This is a genomic window from Sphingopyxis sp. BE235 (assembly GCF_031457175.1).
Lineage (GTDB): Bacteria > Pseudomonadota > Alphaproteobacteria > Sphingomonadales > Sphingomonadaceae > Sphingopyxis.
In genome coordinates this window covers 887,970-910,472 of record NZ_JAVDWC010000001.1, presented here as the reverse complement: position 1 = coordinate 910,472, position 22,503 = coordinate 887,970, and the positions used below count along the sequence as shown (strand labels likewise).

The 22,503-nt window shown below is 66.7% G+C and carries 15 protein-coding genes; 8 read left to right on the top strand and 7 right to left on the bottom strand.

The annotated features are described in order from the left end of the window. Positions 1 to 253: 253 nt before the first annotated feature. The 4 genes from J2X38_RS04385 to J2X38_RS04370 form a co-directional block, all read right to left on the bottom strand. Positions 254 to 2,206: a sugar-binding domain-containing protein gene (locus J2X38_RS04385; protein ID WP_310251686.1), complete on the bottom strand. Its 1,953-nt coding sequence runs from the start codon at positions 2,204 to 2,206 to the stop codon at positions 254 to 256. Between the two features lie 95 nt (positions 2,207 to 2,301). Then, positions 2,302 to 4,668: a GH92 family glycosyl hydrolase gene (locus J2X38_RS04380; RefSeq protein WP_310251684.1), complete on the bottom strand. Its 2,367-nt coding sequence runs from the start codon at positions 4,666 to 4,668 to the stop codon at positions 2,302 to 2,304. Positions 4,669 to 4,707: 39 nt separating this feature from the next. Then, positions 4,708 to 5,967, bottom strand: coding sequence for a sugar MFS transporter (locus J2X38_RS04375; RefSeq protein ID WP_310251682.1), 1,260 nt, complete (start codon positions 5,965 to 5,967; stop codon positions 4,708 to 4,710). After that, positions 5,964 to 6,791 carry a class I mannose-6-phosphate isomerase gene (locus J2X38_RS04370; protein WP_310251680.1) on the bottom strand — a complete coding sequence of 276 codons (828 nt, stop codon included), beginning with the start codon at positions 6,789 to 6,791 and terminating at the stop codon, positions 5,964 to 5,966. The genes J2X38_RS04375 and J2X38_RS04370 overlap by 4 nt, the downstream gene beginning before the upstream one ends. Before the next feature lie 176 nt (positions 6,792 to 6,967). On the opposite strand from J2X38_RS04370, the gene J2X38_RS04365 reads away from it, so the two are divergent. After that, positions 6,968 to 8,353, top strand: coding sequence for a sugar porter family MFS transporter (locus tag J2X38_RS04365; RefSeq protein ID WP_310251677.1), 1,386 nt, complete (start codon positions 6,968 to 6,970; stop codon positions 8,351 to 8,353). 4 nt (positions 8,354 to 8,357) lie between these two features. Here the strand turns inward: J2X38_RS04365 and J2X38_RS04360 are convergent, their stop codons facing one another. Together J2X38_RS04360 and J2X38_RS04355 are read right to left on the bottom strand one after the other, a co-directional pair. After that, the gene (locus J2X38_RS04360; RefSeq protein ID WP_058536824.1) at positions 8,358 to 9,599 is read right to left on the bottom strand and encodes an ROK family transcriptional regulator; all 1,242 of its coding nucleotides are present in this window, start codon (positions 9,597 to 9,599) and stop codon (positions 8,358 to 8,360) included. A 173-nt stretch (positions 9,600 to 9,772) separates the two neighbouring features. Continuing rightward, the gene (locus J2X38_RS04355; protein ID WP_310251675.1) at positions 9,773 to 11,404 is read right to left on the bottom strand and encodes an amidohydrolase family protein; all 1,632 of its coding nucleotides are present in this window, start codon (positions 11,402 to 11,404) and stop codon (positions 9,773 to 9,775) included. Positions 11,405 to 11,588: 184 nt separating this feature from the next. On the opposite strand from J2X38_RS04355, the gene J2X38_RS04350 reads away from it, so the two are divergent. The 7 genes from J2X38_RS04350 (at position 11,589) to dacB (ending at position 19,861) form a co-directional block, all read left to right on the top strand. Further along, positions 11,589 to 12,473 (top strand): LysR family transcriptional regulator, encoded by an 885-nt coding sequence (locus J2X38_RS04350; protein ID WP_310251673.1) that lies wholly within the window; start codon positions 11,589 to 11,591, stop codon positions 12,471 to 12,473. Positions 12,474 to 12,568: 95 nt separating this feature from the next. Continuing rightward, positions 12,569 to 13,591 carry an N-acetyltransferase DgcN gene (dgcN, locus tag J2X38_RS04345; RefSeq protein WP_310251670.1) on the top strand — a complete coding sequence of 341 codons (1,023 nt, stop codon included), beginning with the start codon at positions 12,569 to 12,571 and terminating at the stop codon, positions 13,589 to 13,591. A gap of 10 nt (positions 13,592 to 13,601) precedes the next feature. Further along, complete coding sequence (gene dgcA, locus J2X38_RS04340) at positions 13,602 to 14,594, top strand: N-acetyl-D-Glu racemase DgcA (protein WP_310251668.1); 993 nt, start codon at positions 13,602 to 13,604, stop codon at positions 14,592 to 14,594. 21 nt (positions 14,595 to 14,615) lie between these two features. Then, positions 14,616 to 15,854 (top strand): dicarboxylate/amino acid:cation symporter, encoded by a 1,239-nt coding sequence (locus J2X38_RS04335; protein WP_310251666.1) that lies wholly within the window; start codon positions 14,616 to 14,618, stop codon positions 15,852 to 15,854. Continuing rightward, complete coding sequence (locus J2X38_RS04330; protein ID WP_310251665.1) at positions 15,851 to 17,359, top strand: permease; 1,509 nt, start codon at positions 15,851 to 15,853, stop codon at positions 17,357 to 17,359. The genes J2X38_RS04335 and J2X38_RS04330 overlap by 4 nt, the downstream gene beginning before the upstream one ends. Continuing rightward, positions 17,356 to 18,378, top strand: a complete 1,023-nt coding sequence (locus tag J2X38_RS04325; protein ID WP_310251663.1) for a serine hydrolase domain-containing protein — start codon at positions 17,356 to 17,358, stop codon at positions 18,376 to 18,378. The genes J2X38_RS04330 and J2X38_RS04325 overlap by 4 nt, the downstream gene beginning before the upstream one ends. Before the next feature lies 1 nt (position 18,379). Further along, positions 18,380 to 19,861, top strand: coding sequence for a D-alanyl-D-alanine carboxypeptidase/D-alanyl-D-alanine-endopeptidase (gene dacB, locus J2X38_RS04320; RefSeq protein ID WP_310251661.1), 1,482 nt, complete (start codon positions 18,380 to 18,382; stop codon positions 19,859 to 19,861). On the opposite strand, the gene J2X38_RS04315 is transcribed toward dacB, so the two are convergent. After that, a complete protein-coding gene (locus J2X38_RS04315) occupies positions 19,858 to 22,236 on the bottom strand; it encodes a penicillin acylase family protein (protein WP_310251659.1) in 2,379 nt (792 codons plus the stop codon). The two genes, dacB and J2X38_RS04315, sit on opposite strands and share 4 nt — an antisense overlap. Positions 22,237 to 22,503 lie beyond the last annotated feature (267 nt).

Genomic DNA, 22,503 nt, shown 5'->3' with positions numbered 1-22,503 from the left:
TTATTCGGCGCTTTCGGAGTCGCCGAGCAGCGGATCATCGGACCCGTTGAGCCTCTATCAGAATATAAAAAACAATTTGTCAAAATAAATTTTTCGAGCCGGTGGCGGGACGCGATGAATCGTTACGGACTCGTCATAAAGACACAATTTTTCGCAGTTTTGCGTGGATATAGACTCGCGGCCGCAGACCACCGCGCCCGCCATCCCCGACTCCGGGGACGGCAGGTGCCATCATGCTTTCGCCCGCTCCGGGTCAGTCCGGAGTCGGAGTCTTCCAAAGCGGCGCGGCGATCTCCGCCAACGCCTCCGCCGATGCCTTCGGCACCGCGCGGTCATAGGTCAGCAGCCCGTTGATCTCGTCCTCGACGTCGGTCGTCTGGGTGTAGACCGACGCGCTGAGGCCATTCTCCTTCGCCTGCCGGATCACGCCTTCCATCTTGCGGCGGAAGCGGACGAGATATTCCTTCTCGTCCTGCGCGACCTGATAGCTCCAATTGCCTTTGCCCGGTTTCCAGATATGCCCCGGCACGGGGAAACCGACCCCGCCATATTCGCCGAGCACGATCGCGCGGTCGGCCTGCAGCGGCGGCGTCTTCGGCACATCCTCATAGGTGTGGATGTCGAGCATGTCGGAATCCTTCGGCGCGACGTCGAGCCAGCCCGAATTGGCGTCGACCAGCCGCGTCGGATCGATCCCCTTCACGAAACGCGTCAGCGTCGCCGAATCATATTGGCCCCACCCCTCATTGTTCACGACCCATGTCACGATCGAGGGGAAGGCGCGCAACTCGCCGATCATCTCGGACAATTGTTTCTGCTGCTCGGCGAGCGTTTCCGACGGGAAGATCGCCTGATACTGGCTGGTGCCGGCGAGATATTGATCCTCGCCGCCGCCCGAGGGCATGTCCTGCCAGATCAGCATGCCGAGCCGGTCGGCGTCGTGATAATAGCGTGCGGGTTCGACCTTGATATGCTTGCGCAGCATGTTGAACCCCGCCTTTTTCAGGAAGACGATGTCGCTCTTCATCGCCTCTTCCGACGGCGGCGTATAAAGCCCGTCGGGCCACCAGCCCTGATCGAGCGTGCCGTGCTGGAACAAAGGTTTGTTGTTGAGCAATATCGCGGGCTGCCCCGCGACGCGGCCGGGGCCGACCGAGACCTTGCGCATCGCGAAATAGGCGGCGACGCTGTCGCGCGGCGCGCCCTGAACTTTCGCCTTCGCATAGACGCGGCTCTCATGGTCGGTGAAGCGCGAGTCATAGGCTTTGCGGTCGCGCTCGGCTTCGCCCGCATAGGGATCGGCGATCGTCACCAGCTCGGCCTTGAGATCGTAGAGGTGGGGATCGTCGGGCGACCAGAGGTGCGCGTTCGGGATCGCGAGCGTCGCCTGCCGGTTCGCGCGAATGATCGTCGAGGCGATGACCTTGCCCTTCGCGCTCGCGGTCAGCCGCACTGCGTCATTGTCGTTCGCCCAGCCCGAGAGCGCGACGGCGACGTCGACGGTGCCGCGGTCGATGTCGGGGGTCGCGCGCACCTCGGCGATATGGAGCTTCGGCACTGGCTCGATCCACACCGTCTGCCAGATGCCGCTGACCGCGGTGTACCAGATGCCCGCAGGGTCGAGGATCTGCTTGCCGCGCGGCTGCGTGCCCGCGCTCGTCGGGTCGGTGACTTCGACGACCAGCTCGTTCGCGCCCGCTTTCAGATAGGGGCTGATGTCGAAGCCGAAGGCGTCGAAGCCACCCTTGTGCGATCCGACGACCGACCCGTTGACGCGCACCGTCGCTTCATAATCGACCGCGCCGAAATTGAGCATGACATTCTGTCCGCGCCAGTCGGCGGGGACGGTGAAGCTGCGGCGATACCAGACGCGGTCGTCGGGCGTGACCTTGCGCGCAACGCGCGACAGCTTCGATTCGACCGGGAAAGGCACGAGGATCTGGCCGTCCATCGCCGCCGGCCGTTCGGCCGCCTTGGGGGCGATCGCATAGTCCCACAGGCCGTTCAAATTGACCCAGCGCTCGCGCACCATCTGCGGGCGCGGGTAGAGGCGCCAGGCGTTTTCTGGGGTCACCTCCTTGCCCCAGCGCGTCATCAGGTCGCTGGTGTAGACCGCGTCACCCGCAGGCGGCGATGCGGCGGTCTGGGCTTGCGCTGCGACCGGCGCGAGAGCGAGAAGGGATGCGGTGATCAAAAGGCTGCGCATGATATCTGTCCTGTTGATTAGGGGAGCCCAGGACCAGAGGGGGATGGCGGGTCCTGGGCTCGCGCCCCCGCGGGGTGGCGGGGGCGAGGGGCTGGTTAGCGCTTTCGCGACATCGACGGCGGCGCGGCATCGGGCGCGGCGCCCCACGCCTTGTTCGGCTTGGCGCCCATCGTGAAAACGAAGGTCGCGCCGTCCTTGACGTCGTCGTGGCGGAACCACGGCTTGTTCCACGGCTTGCCGTTGAGCGTCGCCGACTGGATGTAGACATTGGTCGCCGAATTATTGTTCGCGACGATCCGCAGCGTCTTGCCATTGCCCATGTCGAGGCTGGCGTCGTCGAACACCGGGCTGCCGATGATATAATCCTGGCTTGACGGGTCGACCGGGTAAAAGCCGAGCGCGCTCAAGGCGTACCACGACGAGGTCGCGCCCTGATCGTCCATCCCCGGATAGCCGTAACCCGCGGCATCGCTGGCATAGGTCTTGTCGAGGATCTGGCGCACCAGCGCCTGCGTCTTCCACGGCTGGCCGCTCCAGTTGTAATAATAGGGCGCTTGCTGGTCGGGCTGGTTGCCGTGGACATATTGGCCGATCACGCCGGTGCAGTCGCGGCAGATGCCCGTCGGATTATAGGGCTTGGTGAAAAACTCGTCGAGTTTGGCATTGAACGCGTCGCGCCCGCCGAGGAGGCCGATCAGCCCCTGCACGTCGTGCGGGACGAGCCACAAGGTCGACCAGCCCGATGCCTCCTTCATCATGAAATTATAATAGGGTTCGGCGGGATCGAAGGGCGCGATCCACTTGCCGTCGGCGGTACGCCCGCGGATGAAGCCGATCGATTTGTCGAAGACGTTGGCATAGTTGCCCGCGCGCTTCAGGAACATCTTGTGGTCGGCGTCCTTGCCGAGCTTTTTCGCGTAGAGCGCGAGCGCATAATCGTCCCACGCATATTCGAGCGTCTTGTCCGCGCCCGCCTTGCCGCCGGCGTAGGGCGGGCTGGGATTATGATCGGGCACGATGTCCGAAATCCACCCCTGCTCCATATATTCGGCGAGATAGCCGCGCGGCCCCTTCGGGTCGGTCGCATTCTTGCGCAGATATTCGTACGCGGCCTCGTAATCGAATTCGATGCCGCGTTCCCACGCGCCGAGGAACAGGAACACCGCATTGTCGCCGTGGAACGAGGTGTTCATATAGCCCTTCTCGCGCGCCATCGCGAGTTCGGACGCCATGATATTCTTGACCGCCTCGGGCTCCATCAGTTCGAGCAGCACGATCTGGTTGCGCCCCGTGTCCCAGAAGGGCACCGGCCCATAACGGTCGTGCGTCGCGGTCTGGACCTTGCCGTTGGTGTCGGCGAATTTCTCGCCCGTCTGCGCGATCAGGCGCGGCGAGGCGAAGGACTGGAACAGGGTCGAGTAGAAGAGCCCCCGCTGCTTGTCGGTGCCGCCGGTCACGCGGACGCGACCCAGCAGCTGCGCCCAGGTATCGCGCGCCGCCGCATGGACGCCGTCGAAATCCCATCCCGGCACTTCGGCGGCGAGCCGCTGCGCGGCCTGCTCATAGCTGGTGCCATGCGCCATCTTCACCAGCACCTGCTCGCCGGCTTTCGTCTTGAAGGTCACATAGCTGCCGGCATAGCTGCCCGTCATTTCGCGCCCGCCGGGTTTCACATCGCTGGTGCCGATGCCCCAGCCCGCATTGTCGCCCGGCGATTTGCGGAAGGTGCCGAGCGCGGCGAAGGGCTTCGAGAATTCGGCGACGAAATAGCCGCCGTCGGCGCTGTCCTTGTCGTTCGATATGCCGCGTATGATGCGGTCGCCGACGACCTCGACCGAGCCGCCGTGGCGCGGCAGGTTGACGATGATGTTCGACCGCTCGCTCGCGGGGAAGGTGAAGCGCATGACGCTCGCCCAGCGCGTCGCGGTCAGTTCGGCCTGCGTGCGAAAGCTGTCGAGATAGACCGAATAATAGCCCGGCGACGCCTTTTCGCGCGACTTGTCATAATAGGACTGGCTGTAGGCGGGCGGCGGCGACCAGTCGCCGACCACCGGCATGATGAACGGCTCGGCGCCGCCGCCATAGGTCGAGCCGCCGCCGCCGGTGAAGCCGATCATCGTCGGGTTGGTGTAATAATAGGGAACGGGGACGCCGTTCGGATAGAGAAGCTCGATATTATTGTTCACCGGCGCCGCTTCGACCGAGCCGTGCGGCAGGCGCGCGCCCGGCGAGGTCTGCCCCGAATAGACAGGCTCGCCCGGCGGCGGCGCATTGCCGATCACCGCGGGATCGTCGAGCGGCGCGGTGCCGACGAGCGGGTTGGCGAGATCGACCGGCGACTGACCGGCTTTTGGCTGCGCCGCCACGGGCGATAAGGCGAGCATGAGCGGCAATATCGCCGCCGACGACGCCAGCATGGCGCCAAATTTCCACCCGCAGTTCACATTCCTGTCGATATCCATTGCGACCCTCTTCCCTGAATATTTTCGTTGATTGCGTGGTCAGTGCAGCGAAGTTGCGAAGCTGGTCGTCCGCGCCGGCTCCCGCGCCGCGCGCCAGCCGAACAGCGCGATGACGAGGTAACAGGCCATCGGCACCAGAAAGGCGAGGAAGCGGCTGCCGCTCGCGTCGGCGACCTGCGCGAAGACGAGCGGCACGAGCGCGCCGCCGACGATCGCCATGCAGAGCAGCCCCGACGTCGCCGACGCGGGCGCGGTCGAACGCTCGATCGTCAGCGAGAAGATCACGGGGAACATGATCGAGTTGAACAGCCCGACCGAGATCGCGAGCACGCCCGCCGCCGGCCCGCTGATCTGGCTGATCGTCAGGCAGAGCAGCGCCGCGGCGACCGCCGCGACCGCGAGGAGCGGACCCGCGGGCAGCTTGTAGAGGAGACCCGAGCCGATAAAGCGCCCGATCATCGCGCCGAGCCAATAGAGGCTGACGAAGCTGCCCGCCTGTACCGCGCTGATCGCGAACACATCGGGCTGTTCGAGGAAATTGACCATCGCGCTGCCGATCGCTACCTCGGCTCCGACATAGAGGAAGATCGCGAGCGCGCCGGCGAGCGCCCACGGCGATGCGAAGGCGCTCGACACGCGCGCGCCTGTTTCGACCGGCGGCGCGGCCGCGGTGATCTCGTGGCGGACGCGGTAAAGGAACATCGCGAGCACCGCGATCACTGCGGCAATGAAGACATAAGCGACGTCGATCCGGCCGAGCGAATAGGCGATCTTCGCCTCGGTCACCGGCCCGTCTTCGAACAATCCGCCCTGCAGCAACGTCCGCGCCGCGAGATAGGGCGCGATAACGGTGCCGAACGAATTGAACGCCTGGCTCAAGACCAGCCGGAAATGCGAGCGTTCGGGACGGCCGAGCGATGCCGACAGCGGGTTCGCCGCGACCTGCAGCAGCGTAATCCCCGACGCGATCACGAACAGGCCGACGAGCACGATCGAATATTCGCGCACGACGGTCGCCAGCGGCATGATCAGGCAGCCGGCGATCATCGTCGCGAGCGCCACGATGATCGAATTGGCCGCACCGAGCCGCCCCATGATCGCCGCCGCAGGCAGCGAGACGACGCCATAGGCCATGAAGAAGGCGAATTGGGTGAGGAAGCTTTCGGTATCGCTGAGCGCGAAGATCGCCTTCACCGCGGGGATCAAAATGTCGTTGACCGCCGTCACCGCGCCCCAGACGAAGAAGAGCATGGTGACATAGGCGAAGGTCCAGGCGGTGCCCGATCGGCTGGCGGTCATGCGAATTTCTCCGCGCCCGGATAGGCAAGCAACAGGTCGGCCCCGGCCTCGGCGTCGATCTGCACCGAGCCGGTAAGCGCGAGGCATTCGCCCGCCGCGAAAGCGACGCCATCGACAACGCCCTTGCCCGTGACCGGGATCAGCCAGGCGGTGACGCTATCTGGGAGGTCGATCGTGCGCGCACCGCCAGCCAGCCGCTCGAGCACGAACTTCGGCCCGTCGACGAGGATATTGCGGTCGTCGGCAATGCGGCCCGGTGACGGATGGGCGGCATAGGGCTGCGGATCGGACACCGCGATGCCGTCCTCCAGATGCAGCTCGCGCGGGCGCCCATAGTCATAGAGGCGGTACGTCGTCTCGCTGTTCTGCTGCACCTCGATCAGCGTCAGACCCGCGCCGATCGCATGCACCGTGCCCGAGGGGACGTAGAAGAAATCGCCTGCCTTCACGGGTTTCCAGTCGAGCAATTGTTCGATGCTGCCGTCGAGCGCGGCCTCGCGCAGCACGGCCGCATCGACCGGCGCCTTCGTTCCCAGCGCGATCGTCGAATCGGGCGCGGCGCCCAGGATCAGCCAGCATTCGTCCTTGCCGCGCGGCAGCCCGCGCGCATGCGCTTGCTCATCGTTCGGATGGACCTGCACCGACAGTTTTTCGCTGGTGAAGAGATATTTGATCAGGAGGTCGGGCGTGCTGTCGCCGGGCGCCTGGAACCAGATTTCGCCGACGGGCTCGCCGCCCGCGGGCGAATCGCGAAACGGCCCCCACAGCTGGTGGCGCCCCCAGGGCTTTTCCACGCGATGGGTCGCAAGCAATTTCGCCGGCACAAACCTCTCCCTGTTTCCCAGCCGCCGTTCCGGGTCTGGTTTGCAAAAACTGCCCCGGCCGGACGCCCCTCGTCAAGATAATAATGAAAATTAATTTATTTGATCGAAATCGCCGTTGTGGCATGTCTGCAGGCAATCAGGACGGGCGCCGATGCCCGATCCGTCGGAGAGAGTGGATGACAGGCAAGCACGACAGCGAAGCATTTCGGGTGCCCGGCGCACCGCAACGTCCGGGAGGGCGCGGCACGGGAGGTCGCGGTACTTTGGCCGCCGCGATCGGGACGGCGGCCCTCGCGGGTCTTCTCTTCGGATTCGATACCGCGGTGATCGCAGGGGTGACGGGTGACCTCACCCATCTCTTCGCGCTCACCCCCGAAACGCTCGGCATCACCGTATCGGCCGCGCTCTGGGGCACCCTCGTCGGCGCGCTGTTCGCGGGCAAGCCCGGCGATGCGTTCGGCAGCCGCGACAGCCTGCGGATCCTCGCCGCCTTTTATTTCATCGCGGGAATCGGCTGCGCGCTGGCATCGAGCTGGCCGGCTTTCCTTATCTTCCGTTTCATGTGCGGGCTCGCGATCGGCGGCTCGTCGGTGCTCGCGCCCGTCTATATCGCAGAGATCGCGCCGCCGCGGCACCGCGGGTTCCTCGTCGGCCTGTTCCAGCTGATGATCGTGACCGGCATTCTCGTCGCCTATCTGAGCAACGCGACGATCGCGGGGCTGGTCGGCGGCGACGCGGCATGGCGGTGGAAGCTGGGCGTCACCGCCGCCCCCGCCCTGCTGTTCTTCGTTCTGCTGTTCGCGATCCCCAACAGCCCGCGCTGGCTCGTCTCCAAGGGACGCCGGGACGAAGCGGGCATCGCGCTGACGCGGATCGGCACCGCGCCCGATGCCGCCGAAGCCGAACTCCGCCGCGTCGAGCAGGCGCTCGAACGCGACCCGCCGGGCGAGAAGCTGTCGTGGCGCCGCCATCGCCGCCCGATGATGCTCGTGATCCTCGTCGCGATGTTCAACCAGCTCGCGGGCATCAACGCGGTGCTCTATTATCTGAACGACATCTTCGCGCGCGCGGGGTCGCTGTCGCCCGACCGCCAGGCGGTGCTGATCGGCATCGCCAATCTGGTGTTCACCCTCGTCGGCATGGCGCTGATCGACCGGATCGGGCGCAAGACGCTTCTGCTCGCAGGGGCGGCGGGCATGACATTATGCCTCGCCGCCGCCGCAGGGGTCCTTTACGGCGCGCTCGACAACGGCCTGATGCTCCCCGCGCTCATCGGTTTCATCGCCTTCTTCGCGACGAGCCAGGGCGCGGTCATCTGGGTTTATATTTCGGAGATATTCCCGACCCCCGTCCGCGCGCGCGGCAGCGCGCTTGGCGCGAGCACGCACTGGCTGATGAACGCGCTGATCGCCGGTATCTTCCCGATATTGGTGGCGTGGTCGCCGGGAGCGCCGTTCGCGATCTTCGCCGCCGCGATGGTCGTCCAGTTCGTCGTCGTCGCGGCGATCTTCCCCGAAACGCGGGGCGTCGACCTCGACGAGATGGCAGAGCGGATCGAGTAAAGCGTCAGCGCCCCGCCTGCATCAGGATCGATTCGGACGGCAGGACATTGTCGAGGAACGGGATGATCGCGGCGCCGATCGCCGACGCATCGTCGGCCGCCTCGGCGCGTCGCACCGGCGCCACCACGGGAAGCTTGCGCCCCGCCATCCGCGCATTGAGCCGTTCGACAAGCGCGTCGACCAATTTGCCCGGAAGCCGCCCGCCGATGAGGATCGCGGCCGGATTGATCAGGCAATTGACCGCAATCAGCGGCTGGACCAGCACGTCGGCGGCATCGTCGAGCCATTGGACGATCACCGCCTCCTGCGCCGCCGGGCCGTCGATCAGCGCCTCGGGCCCGTCGACGACATGCCCTGCCGCTTCCAACCGGGCGTAAAGCGCCGACAGCGAAACCGTGTCCTGCACATTCGCCCCCTCGCCGCGCGCGGGATCGGGCAGCGCCCAGATCTCGCCCGACCGCGAATCGGCGCCGCGAACATAGCTGCGATCGATCACCAGCCCGCCACCGAGGCCCGCGCTGATCAGCAGGTAAAAGAAGCTCGGCAGCGCGATGCCGTTGCCCAGATGAACCTCGCCAAGCGCCGCCGACGCGGCATCATTGTCGGCGTGGAGCGGCCAGGGGAGCACTTCGCCGAGCAGCGCGCCCAAGTCGATATCGTCCCACGCGTCATATTCGGTCGGTCGGTGCGGCAGCGAAATCCGCCCGAGATCGTCGGGCAGCGCAACCCCGACGCCAAGGATGCGCCCCCGATCGACGCCGCCCTCTTCCAGCAGCCCGGGCAATATATCGCGGACATGATCGACCACCGTTCCCGGCAGCGCGAACGCGATCTCGCGCGTGTGGCGGCTGCGAATCTTGCCCGCGAGGTCGAGCGTCACCAGCGTGATATGATCGCGGTCGATGTTGAGCCCGATCGAAAAGGCGCCGTCGGGATCGATCACGATCCGCATCGCGGGCTGGCCGCGCTTGCCCTGCAGCCGTCCCGCCGGCTTGACGAGCCCCAGGTCGATCAGCCGTTTGGTGATGTTGACGATCGTCGGCGGCGTCAACCCGGTGACGCGCGCCAGGTCGCTGCGCGTCGTTTCGTCGGTCAGGCGAATAGCCTGCAGCACGATCCGCTGATTATAGTCGCCCGCGCGCTCCAGATTGGTGCCCGAGAGGCTGAGCGTCAGCCGCGCGTCGCGCGCCTCTGGACCATTTTTCGTCGGTTGCCGCCGGTCAAGACCCGGAAGATTAAGGGCCATCGCTGGATTGTCCTTCAAACTGATCCGAATGCCCGGCGCCCCCCGCCAAACAGATTCGATTCATAAAGCATAGGCGCTTTAATAATTCGAATTTAGATAAAGCGGAGCAACGCCCTCCTGTCAATGACGGGCGCTAAGGCTGTGCAGCGATCAGGTTGAAGCGTGGTTGTCGGCTATGGGCATCCGGCCGGACGGGGCCGCAGCAAAGCGCGGCCCGCGGCGACGCCGGTCGTCCGGCCGTCGTCGACCGCCAGCGCGCCGTTGACGAACAATTTGCGGACACCGACGCTCAGCTCGCGCGGGCGCACATAATCGGCGCGCGGGGCATATTGGTCGGGGTTGAAGACGAGTATATCGGCGAAATAGCCGGGACGCAGATAGCCGCGCCGGTCGAGCTTGTAGATGTCGGCGGTGCGCCCCGTCGACTGGCGGATGAAGGTAGCGAGGTCGATGACCTTCCGCTCGCGGACATAGCGCACATATTTTTCGGGAAAGGTCGCGAACATGCGCGGATGGCCGTCCGAGCCGTCGGACGATGTCACCATCCACGGCTGCTTCATCAGCAGGTCGACGTCGGCCTGCGCCATGTTGAACGACGCGACCGCGGTGCCGCCGCTCTTCTGTTCGCCCGCTTCGATGCTCTGCCGGATGATGCGCAGCGCGGCGTCGCGGCTGTCGAGCTTCCACGTGCCTGCTACCTGTTCGAGCGTCTGGCCGGTCCAGGGAAAGCCCTGCGCGATGAGCAGCAGCGCACTCGCGCCGCCGCGCCGGCGAAGATTCTCCTGCATCTCGCCGCGAATCCGTTCCAGCGTCGCGGGATCATCGAGCCGCTTCAGCAAGGCCGGCCCGCCGCCGTCGACCGCCCAGCGCGGCAGCAGCGACGCATCGAGGCTCGATCCCGACGCCAGCCAGGGATATTGGTCGGCGGTCACATCGACCCCCGACTTGCGCGCGGCGTCGATCGCGTCGATCACCGCGCCCGCCTGTCCATGCACATCGACGCCAAGCGCTTTCAGATGCGCGAAATGGACGGGCATTCCCGCCTGCCGCCCGATGTCGATCGCTTCCTGCACCGACCCGAGCAGGCCGATGCTGTAGCTCGATTCGTCGCGCTGGTGGGTGTCGTAGACGCCGCCGCGGCGCGCCGCCTCGCGCGCCACCTCGACGACCTCGCCCGTGGTCGAGAAGCTTTGCGGCGCATAGAAGAGGCCGGTCGACAGACCGACGGCGCCTTCGCACATGCCCTTGGCCACCAGCGCCTTCATCCGGTCGAGCTCCGCAGGGCTCGGCGCGCGCGCATCCTGACCGAGCACGCGCTGGCGGACCGGGCCGAACCCGACGAACGGAACGATATTGGTGCCGATCCCCGATGCCGCGAGCTTGCCGGCATCCTCCGCAACATCGGGCGTACCCGACCCGTCGACCCCGATCATCACGGTGGTCGCGCCCTGATTGAGCCACGCCGCATTGACGCGCACCGCCTTGTCGGGCGAACGGATGAAGCTGTCGGCATGGGTGTGCGGATCGATGAAACCCGGCGCGACGATCATGCCCTTGGCGTCGATGACCTTGCCCGCCTTATGGCGGCCCGACTTGCCAACATAGACGATCTGGTCGCCGCGGATCGCGACATCGCCGACAAAGGGCTTGCCCTCCCCGCCGTCGTAAATCGTACCGCCGCGGATGATCACATCGACCGTCTGATCCGCCTTCGCCGCCGCTCCGCCCACGCAGAGCAGCGCTGCGGCCACCGACAGCGAACCGATCGTGCGGCGAACCGAAAGCGAAGCAAGCGGTTGGGGCATCGGCGTGATCCTTCCATGGAGCTTTTATCAGGGACGAAGATGTCTCGATTGCACGTCCCGCGTCCAGACAGCGTTGTTGCACCCCCTATAACCCGATGGCATAGAGATCAAAGCCACAACAATATCCGGCCAAAACAAGGGGCAATCGCACGCCCCGGTGTCGCAACTTCGGGATCGTAACGGGATGAACCTGCGCCAGATCGAGATATTCCACGCGGTCTTCCTGCACGGCACGGTCAGCGCCGCGGCGCGGTCGCTCAACGTGTCGCAGCCGTCGGTGACCAAGGTGCTGCGCCACGCCGAACGCTCGATCGGCCTGACCCTGTTCGAACGGTCGAAAGGGCGGCTGATCCCGACGCAGGACGCGCACACGCTGTTCGCCGAAGTCTCCGACATTCAGGACCGCGTGCGCTCGCTGCGCCAGGCGTGCCAGAATTTGCGCCACGGGCGCGGCGGGCTGCTCCGCATTTCGGCGCTTCCCTCGCTCGGGCTCGGCGCGATACCCGAGGCCGTCGCCCGCTTCATGGGCGATCATGCGGACATCATGTTCGACCTCCAGACGCTGCATCACGACGAAATGGTGCGCAAACTCTATGAGCATGAAACCGACATCGCGATCAGTTTCGAAGTGCCCTTGTCGGCGCCCGTCGCGCATCAGGTGATCGGCGAGGGCGAGCTGGTCGTCATCTATCGCGAGGGGGACATGCCCGGCGCACCGCCGCGCCTGCACCTCGACGAGCTGCGCGGGCACAAGTTCATCAGCCCGGTGCAGGGTGGCCCGATCGGACGGATGCTGTCGAGCGAGCTCAGCCGACTCGAGGTCGAGCTGGACGAGGTTGTGTCGGCGCGCACCTATTATGTCGCCGCGGCGTTGGTAAGCGCGGGGGTCGGCATGGCGATCGTCGACAATTTCACCGCGCATGCCGCGCTGCCCCCCGGGCTATCGAGCCGGCCGCTGCAGCCCGCGATCACCTTCGACATCAACGCGGTCTATCTGCAGAACCGCCCGCCATCGCGAACGGCGTCGGCGTTCCTCGCGGTGCTCGCGACGGTGATCGAGGGGCTATAGCGTCAAGCTATAGGATATGGGGCGCTAGATATTGGGGCGTTACGGCAGCAAGGGATAATATCGGCCTCTCATCATCTCGCAGGTTTCCCGGATCCATGATCGAAACGCCCTATCTTCTCTACCTCGGCCACTCGAGCGACCCCGCCGACATCAAGACCTCGCGCGGGCTCGCGGTGTTCCGGCCCGACATCAGCATCGGCGAATATCGCCACGACGATTGTCCGCTGACTCTGGACCTGCCGCGCATGGATTTCGCCGCAGCGCACGACGCCGGTGCGCGGACGCTGGTGCTCGGCATCGCCAATGCGGGCGGCAAGCTGGGTGAGGATCTGATCGTCGATGCGCTCGCCGCGATGGACGCCGGGCTCGACATCGCATCGGGGCTCCACCACCGGCTGAACGCCGAACCGCGCCTGATTGCAGCCGCGACGCGGCTCGGCCGCAAGCTCCACGATGTGCGCGACCCGCGGCCCGACATTCCGATCGGCAACGGCAAGCCGCGCGCGGGCAAAAGGCTGCTGACCGTCGGCACCGATTGTTCGGTCGGCAAGATGTACACGACGCTGTGCCTCGCCAGCGCGCTCGAAAAGCGCGGCGTGGCCGCCGATTTCCGTGCGACCGGACAGACCGGCATATTGATCGCGGGCGACGGCGTGCCGCTCGACGCGGTGGTCGCCGATTTCATCTCGGGCGCGATCGAACAGATTTCGCCCGCACGCACCGATGATGGCTGGGACCTGATCGAGGGTCAGGGTTCGCTCTATCACCCCTCCTTCGCGGGGGTGTCGACGGGGCTGCTGCACGGCGCGCAGCCCGACGCGCTCGTCCTCTGTCACGACCCGGTGCGCCCGCACATGCGCGGCCTTCCGCACTATCCGCTGCCCGGCATTGCCGAAACGCTGGAGGCCAATCTGCGCGTGGCGCGGCTGACCAATGCCGATGTGCAGGTGGTCGGCATCGCGCTCAACACCTCGGCGATGGCCGAGGACGACGCGCGTGCACTGTGCGCCGCGACCGAGGCCGAATTCGGCCTGCCGACCAGCGACCCCTATCGCTTCGGGGTCGAGGCAATCCTCGACCGGCTGCTCGATACCCCCGCCACCGCCGAAACCGTCTGATCGCCCGGCGATGCCCCGCATCCTGACCGTCGCCGGCGAAACCCTGCCGCTGCACACGCCGTTTCGCATCTCGCGCGGGGTCAAGACCGCCGCCGAGGTCGTGACCGTCGCCATCGCGCAGGATGGGGTCACCGGGCGCGGCGAATGCGTCCCCTACCCCCGCTATGGTGAGAATGCCGAGAGCACGATCGCCGCGATCGAAGCGGCGCGCGGCGCGATCGAGCGCGGCGTGGGCCGGCAGGAGTTGCTGCAGCTGATGCCCGCGGGTGCCGCGCGCAACGCGGTCGACTGCGCGCTGTGGGATCTGGAACTGCGGCTCGCGGGAAGCGATTTCGCGGCGGCGTTGGGCCTCGAAAAGCCGCTGCGCGCGATCGTCACCGCGATGACGGTCAGCCTCGACACCCCCGAACGCATGGCGGTGGCTGCCGCCGCACTCGCCGACGCGCCGCTGGTCAAGGTGAAGGTCGATCGCAGCGATCCCGCCGCGCAGCTGGGGGCCGTCCGCGCCGCGGCGCCCAAGCCGAAAATGATCGTCGACCCCAACGAAAGCTGGACGATCGCCGAAGTGCGCAGCCTGCAGGGTCTGATGACCGATCTGCGCATCGACCTGCTCGAACAGCCACTCCCCGCCGATGCCGACCGCGACCTCATCGGTTTCCGCTCGGCGATCCCGATTGCCGCCGACGAGGCGGTGCATGTCGCGGCCGATCTCGACAGCCTTCCCGATGGCTATGCGGTCGTGAACATCAAGCTCGACAAGACCGGCGGGCTCACCGCCGCGCTCGATCTGGCGCAGGCGGCGCGGACGCGCGGGCTCGATGTGATGACGGGCTGCATGATCAGTTCGTCGCTCTCGATCGCACCCGCCTGGGCCATCGCGGCGACGAGCAGCTTCGTCGACCTTGACGGACCGCTCTGGCTTGCAGAGGATCGCGCGGGCGGGGTCAGCGCGGCGAACGGCATCATGGCGCCGCCGCGGCCCGGTTTCTGGGGCGGCATTTGATACGATAAAACAGGGGGACGGATGACGGGGTTTCTTCGCGGCTGGTTCGCAGTGCCGCTGTGGCAACGCGTATTGGGCGCGATGGTCGTCGGCGTGCTGCTGGGGCTCCTGTGGCCTGCCGCGACCGGCGCGATCGCCTTCATCGGCGAATTGTTCGTCCGTGTGATCCGGATGCTCGTTGTCCCGATCGTCTTCATCAGCATCGCGTCGGGCGTCACCGCGCTCGCCGACCCGCGAAAGCTGGGCTCGGTCGGCGCGCGGACCGTCGGCCTGTTCGCGGCGACCACCTTCTGCGCGGTGTCGATCGGCATGATCGTGGGCCTGCTGCTCGAACCCGGACAGGGCGCCGCGCTCGGCAGCGCCGTCCCGCACGCACTCGGCGAGGCCAAGTCGCTGCACGACCAATTGATCGGCATCGTCCCCGTCAATATCGTTGAGGCGCTCGTCGCCGGCGACATGCTCGCGATCATCTTCTTTTCGATTCTCTTCGGCTTCGGCGTCATCCTTGCCGGCGAAGCGGGGCGCCCGATGGCCGACCTGCTGCAGTCGGCGGGGCAAGTGCTGTTCCAGCTGGTGCGGATCGTCATGGAGATCACTCCCTTCGGCGTGCTCGCGCTGATCGCAAAAGCGGTCGCCGACAATGGCGTCGCGGTGTTCGCCAACATCGGCTGGCTCGCGGTCGGCGTCGCGGCGGGCGTGGTCCTGCAGATATTGTTCGTCCACCTGCCGCTGATCGCCTTTGTCGCGCGGCGGCCGGTGCTCCGTTTCTATCGCACGATTATCGACGCGCTGGCGGTCGCCTTTTCGACCGCCTCCTCCGCCGCGACCCTCCCCGTCGCGCTGCGCATCGCGCTCGAGGATCTGCGGATCGCCCCCGGGGTCGCCAAGACCGTGCTGCCGATCGGCGCAAGCATCGGCAAGGACGGCACCGCGATGTATGTCGGGCTGCTCAGCATTTTCGCGCTGCAGGCGGTCGGGGTCGAACCCGACCTGCCGATGCTGGCGATCGTCCTGCTGACCGGCGCGCTCGCCGCGTTTGGCACGGCGCCGATCCCGTCGGCGTCGCTGTTCATGCTGGCCGCCGTGCTTTCGGCGGTCGGAGTTTCGCCCGAACAGACCGCGCTCGTCGTCGGCTTCGTCCTGCCCTTTGACCGGCTGCTCGACATGACGCGCACCGTCGCAAGCGCGAGTGCGAACCTCACGGTCACCAGCGTCGTCGCGCGCTGGGAAAACGCCGTCGAGCCCGAGGAAAAGGCGTGACCGCGGCGGCCGCCGAGGCCGTTGTCGGCGTTCTGGCGGGCGACCCGCCCGCCAAGCCATCGGCACGGCGCCTGCTCGGCCTCTACCTGCTGCTCGGCTTTTCGGCGGGGCTGCCTTTCTACATGTTCAACGCGGTGCTGACGCTGCGCCTCGCGCGGCACGGCGTCGATATCGTGATCATCGGCTTCTTCGCGTGGATCGCGCTGCTGCCCACGTTCAAATTCGCCTGGGCGCCGCTGATCGAGCGATACGACGTGCCCGGATTTTCCCGTTTCTGGGGACGCCGGCGCGGGTGGATCATGTTGTCGCAGCTCGGTATTTTCCTCTCGATGGTCGCGATGGCCTTCACCTCGAGCGACAAGAGCCTGCCGCTCACCGCGCTGTTCGCGGTCGTGCTCGCTTTCTGGACGACGACATTGGAGGTCGCCGCCGACGGCTGGCGCATCGAGCTTGCGCCGACGCAGGCCGAACAGGCGCCGATCGTCGCCGCGAACCTGTGGGGTTATCGCAGCGCGATGGTCGCGGCGGGGAGCGGCGCGATCCTTGTCGCGGCGTGGGCCGACTGGACCTGGGCCTATCTGGTCATTGCCGTCGCCGCCTTCCTGCCTTTCCCGATCCTCGCGGCGATGCGGCCCGACCAGGAAGGCACCGGGGGCCGGGGGCAGGCGCTCGTTGCGGGCACGCTCGCCAGCCTGTTCGTCATACTTGCCGCGACGCTCGTCACCGCTGTGGTCGGCTGGGCGCTGCTCTCGGCGGCGCAGGGTGCGGGCATTTCGGCGAAGACCAATGTCACGCCGGTCGTGCTGGCGATCGCCTTGCTGCCCTTCGTCGCGCTGGCGCTCGCCTTGCCGCGCATCCGCCGCCTCCCCGCCGATGCCCTTTCGAACGTATCGACCTTCGCCGCGCCTTATGTCGAACTGTTCTGGCGTTATGGCACGCCCGTGCTCGCGGTGCTCGCCTTCGTCTCGCTCTATCGCATGGGCGACGTACTCACGCTGACGCTGTCGCACCCGCTGTGGAACGACAAGGGTTACAGCCTGCACCAGATCGGCATTGCCGATGGCGTCGTCGCGCTGTCCGCAAGCATGCTCGGCGTCGCACTCGGCGGCTTTCTGTCGACGCGGCTGTCGCTCGGCTGGACGCTCGGGATCGGCGCGGTGACCGCCGCGGCGGGCAACTGGATTTATGTCTGGCTGTGGCACAGCGAGCCGTCGGCCTTTGTCCTCTATACCTCGGTCGCGGTCGACCAGTTCGGCAACGGGTTCGCGGGTGCGGTGTTCGTCGTCTATCTTTCGATGCTGGTGAGCCCGAAATATCCGGGCGCACAATATGCGCTGCTCTCGGGCTTCGCCTTCCTGCTGCCGCGCCTGCTCGCGGGCGCGTCGGGCTCGATGCAGACTGAGATCGGCTATGACGGCTTCTTCCTGCTTTCGGGCGCGCTGAGCTTTGCCGCGATCTTCCTGCTACCCATCATCGTGCGGGTGAAGGGCCGCGTGCCGACATGACGATCGAGGCGATTTGCGAAACGGCATTCGCGCCCGCGCTCGAAGCGGTCGAAAGCGGCCGCATTCCCGGCGCTGCGCTGGGGATCGTGTCCGCCGACGGCGAGCGCGCGGTGCGCTTCGCCGGAATGGCCGCGCTTGTCCCCGAGCGCGAGGCGCTGACTCGCAATCACTGGTTCGACCTCGCCTCGCTCAGCAAGGTGATCGCGACGACCACGATCATCATGAAACTCGCCGAACAGGGACGCCTCGACCTCGACCGGCCGCTGACCGATGCGATCCCCGATCTCCGCCAATATGACGTCGCGGGCGCTGCCGAACGCCGGCTGACCTTTCGCGACTGCCTGATGCACAGGACCTTCCTGCCCGCGGTCGAGCCCATCTACACCTATGGCGACGATCCGGCGCGGCTGCGCGCCTTTGTCCTGCAGCGCGAATGGCGCCACGGGCCGCCCGTCTATTCGGACATCAACTTCATCCTGCTCGGCATCGCGATCGAGCGCCTGACCGGCGCCGCGCTGTCGGACTGGCCGCTCGGCGAGGGACTCGGTTTCGGCCCGCCGCCCGGCCCGGCGGTCGCTACCGAAAATTGCAGCTGGCGCGGGCGCGTGATGAAGGGCGAGGTCCACGACGAAAATGCCTATGCGCTCGGCGGCGCGCCGGGGCATGCGGGGCTGTTCGGCACGGTCGACGGCGTGTTGGGGTTCGCACGCGCGATGCTCACCGGGGAAATCCTGTCGCCTGCGATGCTGGCCGAGGTCCGCACCGCGAATGAGCGCCATCGCACCTGCGGCTGGGAAAACGCCTTTGCCGGATGGCATGGCGGCGATGCCTGTTCGGCCGACACGATCGGTCACACGGGTTTTACCGGCACTGGGCTGTGGATCGATTTCGAGCGCGGCGTTGCGTGGACCTTACTCACCAACCGGGTCCATCCGACCCGCCACGCCGACAGCGGCATCACGATCCTGCGCCCCGCGGTGGGCGAGCGGGTCATTACAGCTTGGGACGAACGAAATTAATATGACGACATCGATTGGACGCTTCGCGCTCGCATCGGCTCTCGCGCTGTCGCTTTCGCTGACCGCGGCCCACGCACAGACGACCCCGGCGCCCCTGCCACTGCTGACGACGGTCGAACAGAAACTGGCCGCGGGACCCGCGGGGTCGCGCTTCGGCCTGCTCGTCACGACGCTCGATGGCGAAATACTGCTGTCGATCGCCCCCGATCAGCGCTTCATCCCCGCATCGAACACCAAGATGTTCACGACCGCGATCGCCTATGCCGAGCTGCCTTTGCTCCAGCGCACCGCAAAGGGCACCGGGGTGCGGCTCGAAACGCGCGCCGACGGCAAGGTCGACGTCGTGCTGCACGGCCGCGGCGATGCGCTGCTGTCGAGCGCCAATGACTGCAAGGTCGATTGCCTGCAGACGCTCGCCGACGCGGTGGCGGCGAAGACGCGCCACGTCCGCAACATCATCGGCGACGACAGCTGGTTCCCCGATGAGCGCTGGGGCCCCGGGATGAGCTGGAACAATATCCAGTCGCGTTACGGCACCGGCACGTCGGCGCTGACGCTCGACGACAATGAGCTGGTGGTGAAGCTGGCGCCGGGCGCGGTCGGCGCCCCGCCGGGCGTGCAGGCATCGGGCTATTATATCATCGAAAATCGGGTCACGACCGTCGCGGGCAAGGAAGAGGCGATCGAGGCCGACCGCATGCCGAACAGCCGTGTCCTTCGCCTGACGGGCACCGTCGGCGCCGAGGTCGCGCCCCTGACGCTGCGCTATGGCATCGACGATCCGGCGCACCATGCCGCGTGGCGCCTTGGCGAATTGCTGCGCGCGCGCGGTGTACGCGTCGATGGCCAAATCGAAGCGCGCCACCGGCCGCTGACGCCCGCCGACGATCCCGAGAACCGCAAGGGCACGCCGGCCATCCTGCCCGCCGAACCCGCGATGCTCGCCGAACTGCCCGCGCCGTCGCTCGCCGAAAATATGGTGCGGATCAACAAGGAGAGCCAGAATCTTCACACCGAACTGATGCTGCGGCGCGTGTCGCGACAGGCGGGCAGCGGCTCGATCGCCGACGGGCAGGCGGTGATGCATCGCGTGATGACGCAGGCGGGGCTGCCCGCGACCGGCTATCACTTCGCCGACGGGTCGGGGATGTCGAGCTATAACCGCATCACCCCGCGCGCCGCCGTCGGCCTGCTTAGCTGGATCGCACGCCAGCCGTGGAGCATGGCGTGGCGTGGCACGCTGCCGATCGCCGGACGCGACGGGACGCTGCAGAGCCGCTTCAAGGGCACGATCCTTGAGGGTAAGCTGTTCGCCAAGACCGGATCGCTCAACGCATCGCGCGCGCTGTCGGGTTATCTGACGACGCGCAGCGGCAAGACGCTGATCTTCTCAGCGCTGGCGAACGACATGCCCGAGGACACCGACGCGCAGGCCACCGCCGCGGTCGACCGCGCGCTCGTGGCGATTGCCGAAGCGCTTTAAGCGGGCGTCAACGTCAGCCGCCCCACAGCATGCCGGTCGACCGCCGCCTTGCTGAACCACAAGGGCTGCATCGCCCCAGCGAGCCAGTAAGGATAAAAGTCGCGGTAGCGCGCCGAGCGCGGGTCGGCGGATTGCCCGGGAAGCAGCAGGAAGCGGCTGTTGTCCCACGCGCCGACGTCGGCGACGAACAGATAGCTCGCGCCGTGCGACACGTTGAAGCCCCGCTTGGGATTGAAGCCGCGCGCCATCGGCGTCGTCCCGTCGCCGCCCGACCGGCCGCCCTCGATCCGGGGAAAGGCCGCGGCGATCGCCGGGTTCGATGACATGGGATGCGCGATCGTCACGCGGTGCAGATCGCCCCACCGCCAGCGCGCCGGATCGGGGCCGCCGAGTTCGACCGCCTTCGTCCAGCCGGCCGCCAGCGCACCGTCGACCAGCGCGTCGCGCGCGGCGGCGGGGTCGGCGCCCAGCCTTTTGTCGGGCGCGGCAAGGAGGCGCAGCATTTCGGACAGATTGACCGACGCGATCAGATCGCGCGCCGCCGCGGGCACGATCCGGTCGTAAAAGGCCGTCGATAGCGCCGGCATCACCATTTCATACAGCAGCGCCGCCGCGCTATCCGCCTCGATCCCGCAATCCCATCGCCGCAGCAATGCGGCGGCGGGGGCGGCCGCCGCCGTGGGATTGGTAGGGAGCAGCTTCAGCAGCGCGCGCGCCGGAAGCGACTGAACGTCGTGCTGCAGCGCGATGCTGTCCTCGATCCGGTGCTTCGGCTGGCTGCGCAGCACCTCGGCGACGCGATCGTATCGGAAGGGGTCGCTCCAGCTGAAGCTGATGATCCGCTCGCGATACGGATAGCCCGCGGGCAGGTTCATCTGGTTGGCCGAAGCGAACCAGCCCTCGCGCGGGTTATAGACGTGGGGCATATCCTCGACGGGCAAGATACCCGTCCAGTCGAAAGCGCCATCGCCCGGCGCGGGAAACAGCCCGTCATGCTTCGGCCGGCGCGGGGTGAAGCCGATCGTCTGCCAGCCCGTGTTGCCGTCGATATCGGCATAATGGAGGTTGGTCGGCGACACGTGCAGCTTGAATGCCTGCCGCAGCGAGGCCCAGTCCTTCGACAGGTTGATCGCGATGATCGCGAACCGCTGGTTGGCGCCGGGCAGCATGCTGACGGTGGCGAACGCAACGGCGCGATTGCGCGCGGCGTCGTCCGACACGATCGGGCGGCCCGCGGCATAGCGCAACGTCACGCGCTCGCTCGGCGCGCCCTTGACCGCAATCTCGTCCTCGAAGGTCTCGAACGCCTTCCACTTGCCCTTGTGCCAATAGCGGCCCGGATCGCCCTCCTTGGTGCGCAGGACGAACAGGTCGGTCTGGTCGATGTGGAAGTTCGTGCGGCCAAAGGCGAAGCGGTCGGTGTGCCCCTGCATGATCCCGGGCAGCCCCGGCGCGCCCGCGCCGATGACGTCGAGCCCCGGCGCCGACAGATGACACATATGCCGCGGGCTGGCGCGGCCGATACCGAGATGCGGATCGTTGGCGAGGATCGGCCGGCCGGTGGCGCTGCGCGACGGCGAAACGGTCCACGCATTGCTGCCCAGCGCGAAGCGATCAGTCCAACGTTGTTCGGGGTCGAGCGATGCTTCCTGCACCGGATCGAAATCCATCGGGCGGTTTGCCGGATCGAGGACGCCGAGGTCGGCGTCGCTCACCGCCGCGACATCGAGCCCTTCGGGCACGTTGAAGGACCAGGCGGGGCGCAGCGGCACCATCAGCTGATCGGCATCGAGCAGACCGCGCGCCTGAAGCTGTGCGCGGCGCACCTCGTCGTCGGCGTCGCCCATGCCGATGCCGCGATTGCGAACGAGGTCGGCGATATCCCAGCGCAGCGGGCTGATCCCCAATATGCCATATTCGAGCGGCAGCTGCGCCGGATCGGCGGCGAGTTCCGCGATCCGGGCGTTGACCCCGGCAACATAGCCGCGCGCGCATTCGAGCACGTCCGCCGGCAGCGCCGCAAGTTCGGCATCGATGTCGCCGCGATAGAGGAAGAGCCGCGCCGCCTTGTCGGCGGCGACGAAACGCGGCCCGAAGGCTTCGGCCATCCGCCCCATGTCGCGGCGATGTTCCATGTCGATCTGGAACAGCCGGTCGCGCGCGACGAGATAGGCTTGCCCGAAAAAGGCATCGTGCAGCGAGGCCGCGCGGACATGCGGCACGCCCAGCTCGTCTTCGACCACCTCGACCGGCGCGCGCGCGCCGGACAGGCTGATCGTTTGCGCGGCGCCCTCGATCCGGGGTTTCGCGAACAGGCTTCCCGGCACCGCGACAAGCGCGACCGAAGCCAGCAGAAACGCGCGGCGCTGGATCAACAGGCCCTCCCCGATCAAGTATGAAAATGACGAAACGCGACCCTATCGCAGCATCGCACCGCAGGGCCATAGCAAGCGGGCTGCGTCCTATAACTACAAGCTATTCAGCGACGCCATATCTTCGGGCTATATGTCCATATCGCCAGGTTAGTGGCCAAGCTGTTGACCCCCCGCAACCACCCTGTAACCTCGTTGTCACGAAATCGGCTGTCTGCGCGCTTCGGCTGCGACGATGGCCGGACCGTATAACGAACATCACGAAATATA

Excerpts from the sequence above, each read along its gene's own strand:
- J2X38_RS04380 (WP_310251684.1), bottom strand. The coding sequence starts at position 4,668 with ATGGATATCGACAGGAATGTGAACTGCGGGTGGAAATTTGGCGCCATG.
- dgcA (WP_310251668.1), top strand. The coding sequence starts at position 13,602 with ATGCCCCGCATCCTGACCGTCGCCGGCGAAACCCTGCCGCTGCACACG.
- J2X38_RS04335 (WP_310251666.1), top strand. The coding sequence starts at position 14,616 with ATGACGGGGTTTCTTCGCGGCTGGTTCGCAGTGCCGCTGTGGCAACGC.
- J2X38_RS04360 (WP_058536824.1), bottom strand. The coding sequence starts at position 9,599 with ATGGCCCTTAATCTTCCGGGTCTTGACCGGCGGCAACCGACGAAAAAT.
- J2X38_RS04325 (WP_310251663.1), top strand. The coding sequence starts at position 17,356 with ATGACGATCGAGGCGATTTGCGAAACGGCATTCGCGCCCGCGCTCGAA.
- dacB (WP_310251661.1), top strand. The coding sequence starts at position 18,380 with ATGACGACATCGATTGGACGCTTCGCGCTCGCATCGGCTCTCGCGCTG.
- J2X38_RS04365 (WP_310251677.1), top strand. The coding sequence starts at position 6,968 with ATGACAGGCAAGCACGACAGCGAAGCATTTCGGGTGCCCGGCGCACCG.
- J2X38_RS04350 (WP_310251673.1), top strand. The coding sequence starts at position 11,589 with ATGAACCTGCGCCAGATCGAGATATTCCACGCGGTCTTCCTGCACGGC.
- J2X38_RS04355 (WP_310251675.1), bottom strand. The coding sequence starts at position 11,404 with ATGCCCCAACCGCTTGCTTCGCTTTCGGTTCGCCGCACGATCGGTTCG.
- dgcN (WP_310251670.1), top strand. The coding sequence starts at position 12,569 with ATGATCGAAACGCCCTATCTTCTCTACCTCGGCCACTCGAGCGACCCC.
- J2X38_RS04375 (WP_310251682.1), bottom strand. The coding sequence starts at position 5,967 with ATGACCGCCAGCCGATCGGGCACCGCCTGGACCTTCGCCTATGTCACC.
- J2X38_RS04385 (WP_310251686.1), bottom strand. The coding sequence starts at position 2,206 with ATGCGCAGCCTTTTGATCACCGCATCCCTTCTCGCTCTCGCGCCGGTC.